Raw genomic sequence first — 7,903 nt, forward strand, 5'->3', positions numbered from 1 at the left:
TCGTGCTCGATCTCTACTTGGCGAGGTTTCGGACTAGACCACTGATGGCTGTTCCACGCGTCGCGATTCATAGGGAAGCAACCCTCCTGATTGAGGACCTTTCGGCGACGAGATCTTCTATTTTTTTAATAATGCAAACGCAAATTCAGTTCAAGAGGATTGAGAAAACGACAAAATTGTCCTTCAGAGAACAATTTATTCCCAAACTAGCGGTGGAATTACGCTCAGCTTGGTAATGGCGAGAACCTCTTAATCCTCGTCGCGCGCATGACGGATCGGCTACGGTTCGCTTTATGACATGCGTATTGTGCGGCCAGAAGTCGCCCATCGAAACGAAGATCGATCAGTTCCCCCTCAGCGAGCGGGTGCGGAAGATGCTCGAAAGAGAGTTCGGCATTACGCTTGAGAATGGAGTCTGCGCTGAGTGTCTGGCCCTTCCGGCTGCCGATCGCTTGGTCCGCCCTCGTCGGGCGTAGTCCGCACTGGTCCGCGATCCCACTTTGTTCCGGCTGTCCCGAATCGTCGTCGAGCGCGAGCAAGCTCGCGGGCTTGAGGTCAGCGACTGACACGACAAATTGCCAGTCCTCCTCAACCATAGCGCGCGAGGTTTGCAAGGGCCAAATTGTAATAGATTGTAAAGCTTTTGACGCGAGACGCTCAGCAATCGACAGATACTGAGAGCAGCGCGAGAGCGAAAAGCCTATAGAAATCAGACTGAAAGCGACCGAGCGCAATCTTGCGCGAACGTGTGCTATTTCTTTTAATCACAGGGTCCTGGGTTCAAGTCCCAGCCGGCTCACAAATATCTTCAGATCGGAGTTTCAGCGATGAGCGAGATTGAAAAAGTCCCTTCAGGCAGCAATGGACAGCAGGAATTCGATTTCGATCCTGAGGCACTGCGCGCCAAGTATCGCGAGGAACGCGACAAGCGGCTTCGACCTGACGGCAACGAACAGTACGTCGAAGTGAAGGGCGACTTCAGCCGTTACGTCGACGATCCTTATGTCGATCCCGGGTTCACTCGCGAGCCTCTGACCGACGCAGTCGACGTCGTCATCATCGGCGGCGGCTTCGGCGGGCTGTTGGCAGGCGCGCGGCTGCGCGAGGCCGGCGTCAAAGATATTCGCATCATCGAGAAGGGCGGGGACTTCGGCGGCACCTGGTACTGGAACCGCTATCCCGGCGCGCAATGCGATATCGAATCGTACATCTATCTGCCGCTGCTCGAGGAGACCGGCTACATCCCCAAGGAGAAGTACTCCTACGCGCCGGAGATCCTGGCCCACGCGCGGCGTATCGGCGAGCATTTCGACCTGTATCGCGACGCATGCTTTCAGACTCAGATCAAAGCGCTCACGTGGAGCGAGGACGAGTGCCGGTGGATCGTTACGACCAATCGCGACGATCGGATGCGCGCGCGGTTCGTCGTGATGTCCAACGGGCCGCTTAACCGGCCGAAGCTGCCCGGAATTCCAGGTATCGACAGCTTCAAGGGGCATACGTTCCATACCAGCCGCTGGGACTATGGCTATACGGGCGGCGATACCAACGGAAATTTGCACAAGCTTGGCGACAAGCGAGTCGCCGTGATTGGCACCGGCGCGACCGCCGTCCAGTGCGTCCCGTTCCTGGCCAAGTATGCGAAGGAGCTGTACGTGTTCCAGCGGACGCCTTCTTCGATCGACAACCGGGGGAATCGTCCGACTGATCCCGAGTGGGTGAAGACGCTGAAGCCGGGATGGCAGAAGCATCGGATGGAGAATTTCAACGTGCTGGTCACGGGAGGCTTCCAGCCGGAGGACCTGGTCAACGACGGATGGACCGATATCATCCGCAATCTCGGCGGCCTGCTGATGGCGCGGAAAAAAGATTCCGAGGTCTCGATGCAGGAGGTCATGCGCCTGGCGGAGATCGCGGATTTCAAGAAGATGAATCAGATCCGCGCCCGGGTGGACTCGATCGTCAAGGACAAGCGGACCGCGGAGTCGCTGAAGCCGTGGTATCGGCAGTTCTGCAAACGCCCGACGTTCAACGACGAGTATCTGCCCGCGTTCAACCGGCCGAACGTCATACTCGTGGATACGATGGGCCGGGGCGTCGATCGAATCACGGAGAAGGGACTGGTGTTCGACGGAATCGAGTACGAGGTCGACTGCATTATCTTTGCGACTGGATTCGAAGTGGGCACAGCCTACACGCGTCGCGCGGGCTTCGAGGTTTACGGTCGCGGCGGTAAGGCATTGAGCGAGAATTGGGCCAACGGTCTGAAAACGCTGCACGGTTTTTGCACCGCAGGATTCCCAAACTGCTTCCACATGGGCGTCACGCAGAATGCGTTGACCGCGAACTTTCCGCACATGCTCGAAGAGCAGGCCCAGCACATCACCGAGCTTATCCGGCACGCGAAATCGCAAGAGGCGCGATGCATCGAGCCGACGGCCGAGGCGGAAGCGGAATGGGTGGCGATGATCAAAGAGAAGGCGATGAATAACCAGGACTTCCTGGAGGCCTGCACGCCTGGCTACTACAACAACGAAGGCAAGCCGCAAAAAGGCTTCGGGCTGGCAGGTGAGCTATACGGCGGCGGCCCAGTCGAGTTCCACGACCTAATCCGCAAATGGCGCGAAGCCGGCGAGATGAAAGGTTTGCGCTTCAGCTGAAGGGGCGGAGTCGGCTGTCGTCAGAATATCGAACGCCTCTACCTACTATGAGGAGAGCTTTGCATACCTAACTTGGCGGCGCTCTTCCCCTCTCCCGTCGGGAGAGGATTTAAGGTGAGGGACCTTACTCAGCGCGCGCCTAGCGCGCGATTCAAGATTCTGAAGAATGAGCGATCGGAAATTGACGCCTGAATTTAATGTTGCATAATCGCCTGCCTCGAAGATGACGCAGAGAATGTTCTCTGCCTCGTCTGCTCGCGGCGTCGTCTGCGGGTTGTTTCATGAGACGATTCGGACGAAGGCACGGCTCTCGGGAATTTTGCAATTTCGCAGAGAAACGCAAGGCACACCGAGAACCAAAACATTGAATCGCGCGCAAAAATGCGCGCTGAACAAGGTCCCTCACCTTGAATCCTCTCCCAGCGGGAGAGGGGAAGAGCGCCGCGCGGATGATGGTCGAGGACCGGCTCATTGCGTTGCGTAGCAAAATTCGCCGCAAGTCTTCGTCGATCTGAATACTGCGAACGCAGGAGCCGCGGGCACGGCGGCCCGCCCCACTCAGGCCTTAGGATTTGGATTTTGACGACAGGTCCATGATGGGGCGGACTTCGATGGTGCCGTATTTGGCCATCGGGATCTTTGACGCTAGCTCGACCGCCTCGTCCATGTTGCTGGCTTCTACCAGGATGAAGCCGCCTAACTGCTCCTTGGTTTCGGCGAAGGGGCCGTCCGTGACCGACAGCTTGCCGTTGCGGACGCGCAGGGTTTTGGCGGTGGTCGCACGCTGGAGGGCGTCGGACACGATGTAATGACCGCTTCTGCGCAGCTCGTCGTCATAGGCTATTGAGTCGCGGTCGAGGGTTGCGCCCTCTGCCGGGGACAATTTTTCCATCGACTTCGGTTCGAGGTAAACGGCACACAAATATCGCATAGGTGATTCTCCAGATCGCTCGAATGTATCGCGCACTATCTAGTCGTTCGCTGGAGACGAAAATCGACAATGACGTCGCCACGGTTGCTGGACGTTCAAGCGTTCGGACTGTTTGATGAGGAGCGAAAGAGGCGCGGGCCGTATTGCACCGCCATCCGAAACGGCCGGATTACCCAGTAGAGCGGGAACAGCGACGCCGGCAGTTGGACCAGTTCATAATCGCCCATTGTCGGCGCCAGCATCCGGCGGACGACGTAGCGCGTCCGCGCGCGCATGCTTTCGATTGATCGTATCGGAACGGCCCATGGATCGAACTGCGACCGTCCCGGGCCTGATCCGCTGAACAGTTGGCTCGCGACACGCCTTGCCAACGATTCAACTGCGCGGTCTCGTCGAGCTATCGCAACCACGTCAGGATCAACCGGCGCGCCGGCCAGCTCGTGCGCGAGCAGGATGCCGGTCAGGAACATCCTGCGACTGCCCAGCGTCGTCGCTTGGTCGAGTATCGCCCTCAAATCGATCGCTGGACGCGCGCGAATGGTCTCCGCTACGTCGCAAATCCCTCCGAGCGCAACCCATCCGTGCTTTGCCGCGTGAACGCAGAGGTACAGCAGCATGTCCTCCGGCGCGATCGCGGTCACGGTGCCGAACTCTAGATCAACTGTCTGCGCGCGATGCCAGAAAGCTTCCTCATCGGGGGCGAATCGGAACGAGCGCGGCGTGACCTTCCAATGAACGTCGACTGCGCCCATCCCGCCGGCGGCAAAAAACGCGTCCTCGGATTCCTGAAAGTAACCGGTCGCCAGTCCTTCGCGCCTGGTGTGCGGCGAGAGATATCGCTCGGCGGTGAGTATTTCGGCAACCCGCGGCAGATCGGACTGGCGCACCAGAATATCGAGATCGCTGAACTGGCGAAGTTCGATCGATCCGTACGCCATCGCCGCCAGCACCGGGCCCTTGAAGGCGACGGCTGCAACGCCTGCGGCCTTCAGCAGGGCCAGCAGGCGCACGAGCTCTGCCGCCAGATGACGGTTATACAGAGCGATGAACTGCCATTCGGTCGTTAATCTTGACGCTCCCTCTTGCGGGACTGCGGTACTGCATTCGAGTTTCAGGTACCGATGGACCAGCGGGAGCACCGCATGACTTCTGGCAGTCTCGATGAGACGATCCCAATCGCGCACCTGCGCAGCAAGTTCGGAGGCCAGCGCCGTGCGCGAAGGCGTCGGCTTCGTGGTCGCGCTGCACAGCACGATGGATGCTTCAGGAGACAAGTTGGCGAGGTTTAGAAGAGTGTTGGATGCCACAGGGCTATGGAACATAGCGTGAGGAAGAGCCGGGCCCAAGTGCACCTGATATCAAATCTACAAGAATCGGCGTGCTACTAACGACACGCGCAATCTAACAAATTGTAGTATTTTAGATCAGTTCGCATCATTTACAGCTTCTAACGACTAACAGCCTAAAAGAAAGTTGTGTATGAGGGTTATAGACCCGCTTGACGCAAGGGAGACAAAATGGAATGATGCGGACGTGCAAATTTACCGCAAGGAAGTTAATAAGGACACGTTTTGAACGAATCTCCCAGATTAAGAGTTACGAAGAACCGTCATAGTAGAAAATAGCTGAGAAACGAAGAAAAAACGAAGGAGTACACAGGTATGAATCGGATCGCACCAAAGACCCCGAGTTTCGCAGCTCGGACAGCAGCTCTGCTTTTCGTTTTTACAGTCGGGGTTGCCTTAGCGACATCCGGGAGTGCATGGGCCAAGAAGGCCAAGTCAGTCCCTGCCGCCATTTCGACGGTGAGCATCAGCGCATGTTCGGCCACAGCCCTCACGGGGACGAACACCATCTATCTGGTGACGCAAAACCTCACCGAGGCTACCGCGAGCGCCACCTGCATCACTCTCGGTGGTACCGGCAACACCTTGGCTCTCCAGGGTTTCGACATCACCGGCCCTGGGACAGTTGCTGACCTTGGGACACCGATGTGCGCGTTCGCTGGCTCGACCGGCGACGGTATCCACATTGAAACCTCCGCAAATGAAGACGTTATCGAAGGTGGCGGTGGTGAAGTCTCGGGGTTTGCAGTGGGCGTGCTGGATCAAGGGAACAATACCGCGGGCGATGACGTCTTAACCCTCGGCAACGGAGTCGGGCTGAAGATGAACGGCGGGAGCGAAGCGACGGAGTTGTGGACCAATCTTGATTCCTCGGAAAACTCCATGCAGGGTATTTTCGTAGCTAGCTGCGGTGATGAGTGCGGCGCTGCAGACTTCTTCACTGGAAACAACTGCGCCGATGGAGTGCTCGTAACCGGCTCGGCCGGGCCGAGGCTCAACGTGTTTCTATCTGTAGATAATGGTGGGGCTGGCGTGCACATAGGCTGCACCTCTGGCTGCGGCACCAACTCCAGCGTTAAGGTGGGCGACGCGCCCGAAGGTGAAACAGGCGGTACTTCACCTGCAGTCACAGGTAATGCGGGTGACGGAATTTTCCTGGATGCGAGTGAAGCGAGCACTGGAGACCGCGTATTCCTCATCAACGCATCGGGTAACCACACTACAAGTGGTTACGATCTCCATGACGCGAGCAGCACTTGCGGCGCGAACCACTGGGTCACCAACACCTTTAATCCACCCACAGGCACGGCCCGGGCCGGTACCGTATCGAGCCCTGCGTGCATTCCGAACACCACTTTCTGATGGTGTGAGGCAATCTTCCGCTAAGTCTTGATCGTTTGAGTGGTGGCTCCGCGGGTCATGCGACCCGCGGAGCTTCGCGCTCTGCTCAGCAGGGCAAGCTGCGATTGCTCAAGTCGTACAGCACCGCCAATCTTACCGCGGAGAGCGCGGAAAAATCGTTCGGTACGATGAGACGTTTGACCGGGACGCGCTCGGCAACGCTCGAGAGGAACTGGAACTGACGTCTCATCATCTCGCGGTCGGTGATATCGAGCCTGTAGGCCACCTGGACCAGCCCCATAATAGCCTCCCCGGGAGCGAGCTCCTCGATCAGCGCGCGGGCCGAGCGTTTGTTCGATCGCGCACGTTCGAGCAAATAGATGCGCGCGAGCTTGCGCTTGGTCGAGCAGAAGTCGGAGTGTCGGGAGTTCTGCCAGCGCGATTTCGTCGTATACTGCGCGACCGGCTTCAGATTCCGTGAACTTGCGCCAAGCGCCCGTATCGAGTCGTCCCACAACCGCAAGCCCGGATAACCGGGAAGCGTCATAATCGCTCTGTTTCCGGAAAGCGCCAGGCAATCGTCGCAGACCAGGGGATGCCCAAACAGGACGAAGCTCGCAGCTAGCGTCGACTTACCCGACCCTGCGGGCCCCGTGAATGCACAAACTCCCCATCGCGTCGCGACCGCAGTAGCGTGGAGGGCGTCACGCCCGCGCAGGTTTACAACCAGCGGAAGCACTTGGTCTATCAGGAGATGGCGGATGGTCTCCAGACTTACGTCGTGGCGGGTGTTGCAGCAGTTAACCTGGCTTCCGGAACTGTCAATGACAAAGTCGGCGATATCAGCAAACGATATTACGTAACCGCCGGGGGTCTTGCCGTAACGAAGCCAGGTCTTACCACCTCGAGGTCGCGATCGCAGGTACCATTGGGGATTGAGACGGATGCGCTGAAAGCGGCCGCCGAGAGTCGCGCGAACCGCCGACCTAAGCGATGCGGCCCGAAATGTCGGAAGTTCCGGGATCGGAACGTCTGTAAGAATTCGCAGCCCGTAGGCTTGTTGGCGAAAGCCTGGGATGCTCGTTTTGCTGAGATCTGTAACGATCGCGCCGCCCGAAAAATTTCCAGTTGGACCACTCGATGGAAATCAGCGCATCAGAACCTCGATGGGAAGTCCTCTGGACCGCCTACAGAACCCAAAGTGGTACTCAATCAACCTCTGGGAGTTGAGGTTCAGTCTGCTGGTATGATTACGGGGTTACCTTGCGAATGAGAAACGTGCCACTTCCGTCATTCGGAGCCGAACCGCCTGAAGCTGTGAGTTTTGTAACGTTACCGTACTCGACGAGACGCGGACTGGTATACGGTTTTTTGAAACTCTGTTTTTCTGGCGTTTGTCGCGCTTTCGTACTTTTAGCCATCTCCGCCCCAATTGCCTCCAATTGCAACTTGCACCGCCCCAGAATAATTCGCTTGTTTATATAACATACTTGAGCTCATTACCAACAGCGTAATGCTCTCATTGGCAACGCTACCAGCACACCCATTTCGTGGCTAAAAACCGCAGCCCAGAATATTATGAGCCTCAAGTTAAAGTCAAGTTATCCAGCAGGTTTGGGTTAAAA

Annotated in this window: 6 protein-coding genes; 2 read left to right on the top strand and 4 right to left on the bottom strand. The window is 57.5% G+C overall.

From position 1 onward, the window contains the following. Positions 1–827 precede the first annotated feature (827 nt). The gene (locus tag WB650_RS15670) at positions 828–2,660 is read left to right on the top strand and encodes a flavin-containing monooxygenase (protein ID WP_423961121.1); all 1,833 of its coding nucleotides are present in this window, start codon (positions 828–830) and stop codon (positions 2,658–2,660) included. Between the two features lie 565 nt (positions 2,661–3,225). Here the strand turns inward: WB650_RS15670 and WB650_RS15675 are convergent. Next, entirely contained in the window at positions 3,226–3,591 is a 366-nt protein-coding gene (locus WB650_RS15675; protein WP_422303239.1) for a YciI family protein, read from the bottom strand. Between the two features lie 95 nt (positions 3,592–3,686). Continuing rightward, complete coding sequence (locus tag WB650_RS15680) at positions 3,687–4,898, bottom strand: nucleotidyltransferase domain-containing protein (protein ID WP_422303240.1); 1,212 nt, start codon at positions 4,896–4,898, stop codon at positions 3,687–3,689. Positions 4,899–5,252: 354 nt separating this feature from the next. On the opposite strand from WB650_RS15680, the gene WB650_RS15685 reads away from it, so the two are divergent. Next, on the top strand, positions 5,253–6,299 hold the full coding sequence (locus WB650_RS15685) for a hypothetical protein (protein WP_422303241.1): 1,047 nt from the start codon (positions 5,253–5,255) through the stop codon (positions 6,297–6,299). An 85-nt stretch (positions 6,300–6,384) separates the two neighbouring features. Here the strand turns inward: WB650_RS15685 and WB650_RS15690 are convergent, their stop codons facing one another. Together WB650_RS15690 and WB650_RS15695 are read right to left on the bottom strand one after the other, a co-directional pair. Then, positions 6,385–7,017 carry a hypothetical protein gene (locus tag WB650_RS15690; RefSeq protein ID WP_422303242.1) on the bottom strand — a complete coding sequence of 211 codons (633 nt, stop codon included), beginning with the start codon at positions 7,015–7,017 and terminating at the stop codon, positions 6,385–6,387. 511 nt (positions 7,018–7,528) lie between these two features. After that, a complete protein-coding gene (locus WB650_RS15695) occupies positions 7,529–7,699 on the bottom strand; it encodes a lasso RiPP family leader peptide-containing protein (RefSeq protein WP_422303243.1) in 171 nt (56 codons plus the stop codon). Between the last annotated feature and the right edge of the window lie 204 nt (positions 7,700–7,903).

It is taken from the genome of Binatus sp. (SeqCode) (assembly GCF_049584895.1).
In the GTDB taxonomy this organism is placed as follows: Bacteria; Desulfobacterota; Binatia; order Binatales; family Binataceae; genus Binatus.